The sequence below is a fragment of the Streptomyces caeruleatus genome, assembly GCF_001514235.1.
GTDB classification, from domain to species: domain Bacteria; phylum Actinomycetota; class Actinomycetes; order Streptomycetales; family Streptomycetaceae; genus Streptomyces; species Streptomyces caeruleatus.
In genome coordinates, this window is sequence record NZ_KQ948968.1 from 1 (window position 1) to 2,612 (window position 2,612).

General features: G+C 69.1%; 2 protein-coding genes. Both read left to right on the top strand.

Annotated features, from left to right (window positions below; all coding sequences use genetic code 11):
- Positions 1 to 1,319, top strand: a 1,319-nt coding sequence (locus tag AQJ67_RS44240) for a type I polyketide synthase (RefSeq protein WP_159058962.1), incomplete at its 5' end; no start/stop codon positions are given.
- A gap of 1 nt (position 1,320) precedes the next feature.
- Positions 1,321 to 2,612, top strand: a 1,292-nt coding sequence (locus AQJ67_RS44245; RefSeq protein ID WP_167366264.1) for a beta-ketoacyl synthase N-terminal-like domain-containing protein, incomplete at its 3' end; no start/stop codon positions are given.

Here is a 2,612-nt window from a genome sequence, read left to right on the forward strand (position 1 = left end):
CCCTGACCCTGCCTGCTCCTGACGGCCTCGCCTGGGACGGCACGGTGCTGATCACCGGTGGCACCGGCACGCTGGGTGCTCTGCTGGCCCGGCACCTGGTCGACCGCCACGGAGTGCGGCACCTGACGCTGGTGTCGCGGCAAGGGCCGTCCGCATCGGAGGCGCAGGAACTGGTCGAGGAACTCACGATGCTCGGCGCCCAGGTGAGGGTGGTGGCATGTGATGTATCGGACCGGGACGCCGTCACCGAACTGATCGCCGGGGTACCGGAACAGCATCCGCTCACCGCGGTGATCCACACGGCGGGTGTGGTGGACGACGGGACGATCGCGTCGTTGACGCCGGAACGCGTGGACACGGTGATGCGTCCGAAGGCGGACGCGGCGTGGTACCTGCACGAGGCGACTGCCGGGCTGGACCTGGACGCGTTCGTCCTGTTCTCAAGTTTCGCGGCGACTTCTGGTGCTGCGGGGCAGGGCAACTATGCCGCGGCCAACGCGTTCTTGGATGCGCTGGCGTTGCACCGGCAGGCGCAGGGTCTGCCGGCGACGTCGTTGGCGTGGGGCTGGTGGGCCGATGCGAGCGGTATGACCGGGCATCTGGGCGACAGCGACCACGCCCGGCTGGACCGGGCCGGGGTGCGTGCGATGCCGGCGGCGGAGGGGTTGGCGTTGTTCGACCTGGCCTGCCGACGCCCGGAGGCGAATCTCGCCCCGATCCGCCTCGGCCTCCCCCGACACGGCGGATCCGAGCCGGTGCCTCCGCTGTTGCGAGGACTGGTCGTCGGTGGGCCGGCCCGGCAGGTCGTCCGAGCGGGTGACCAGGACGGCTCCGGCCTGGTCCAGCGGCTGGCCGCCCTGACCGGCGCCGATCAGCAACAGCTGCTTCTCGATCTGGTGTGTGGCCATGTCGCGACCGTCTTGGGGCACACCTCGGCAGGGGTCGTCGATCCTGAGAAGGCGTTGCGGGAGATGGGCTTCGACTCGTTGACGACGGTGGAGTTGCGCAACCGGCTCGCGGCAGCGACAGGTCTGCAACTGCCCGCGACGCTCGCGTTCGACCATCCCACAGTGTCGCGGCTGGCCGGATACCTCCACAGCCGGCTCGCGCCCACCGTAGAGACCGACCCGGCCGAGGCACGACTACGCGAAGCGCTCGTCTCGATCCCGCTCACGCGGTTGCGGGACGCAGGACTGATGGACGTGCTGCTGCGGCTGGCCGGCGCGAGCGAGGACGACGCTCCCACGAACACGGAGAAACAGCTCGACGAGATGGACGCGGAAGCGCTCATCGACTTCGTCCTGGACGAAAGGCACTGAGATGACGGTTTCGCAGGACAGGCTTCTCGCAGCGCTCCGTGAGTCGGTGAAGGAGACCGAGCGACTCCGCCGCCGCAATGCCGAACTGACCACACCGGAGCCCATCGCGGTGGTCGGGATGGCGTGCCGCTTTCCCGGCGGAGTGACCTCACCCGAGGACCTCTGGCGGCTGCTCAGCGACGGAGCGGACGCGATCTCCGATTTCCCCGACGACCGCGGCTGGGCGCTGGACACCCCCGACGACACGGACCGCGGCGCCAGTTACACCCGGTACGGCGGTTTCCTCTACGACGCGGCGGAGTTCGACGCCGGGTTCTTCGGTATCTCGCCGCGTGAGGCGTTGGCGATGGATCCGCAGCAGCGGTTGCTGTTGGAGACGGCGTGGGAGGCGCTGGAGCGGTCCGGCATCGACCCTCACTCGTTGAAGGGCAGCAAGACCGGTGTGTTCGTGGGCGGGGCGGTCTCCGGGTACGACACTGTCGGGGACGTCTCGGGTGACGCCGAGGGCTACACGTTGATCGGTGGCGCGAGCAGCGTGCTGTCGGGGCGGATCGCTTACACGTTGGGCTTGGAGGGGCCCGCGGTGACGGTGGACACGGCATGTTCGTCGTCGCTGGTGGCCCTGCATCTCGCGGCCCAGGCGCTCCGCTCCGGCGAGTGCACGATGGCGCTGGCCGGTGGTGTGGCGGTGATGGCCACGGCGGGGATCTTTGGCGGGTTCGCCACGTATGGAGGATTGGCGGAGGACGGCCGTTGCAAGGCGTTCTCCGCGTCGGCCGACGGCACCGGGTGGGGTGAGGGTGCCGGGTTGTTGGTGGTGGAGCGGCTGTCGGACGCCCGGCGTAACGGGCACCGCGTGTTGGCGGTGGTGCGGGGTTCGGCGATCAACCAGGACGGTGCGTCGAACGGGTTGACCGCGCCGAACGGTCCGTCGCAGCAGCGGGTGATTTTGCAGGCGTTGGCCAGTGCTGGTGTGGCTGCGGCTGAGGTGGATGTGGTGGAGGCGCATGGGACGGGGACTCGGTTGGGTGACCCGATCGAGGCCCAGGCCCTGTTGGCCACCTACGGGCAGGATCGGCCTGCGGATCGTCCGCTGTGGTTGGGGTCGGTCAAGTCCAACATCGGTCACACGTTGGCGGCTGCTGGTGTGGCTGGTGTGATCAAGATGGTGTTGGCGATGCAGCGGGGTGTGTTGCCTCGGACGTTGCATGTGGATGAGCCGACGCCTGAGGTGGACTGGTCGGCGGGTGCGGTGGAGTTGCTGACTGAGCAGCGGCCGTGGCCGGTGGTTGA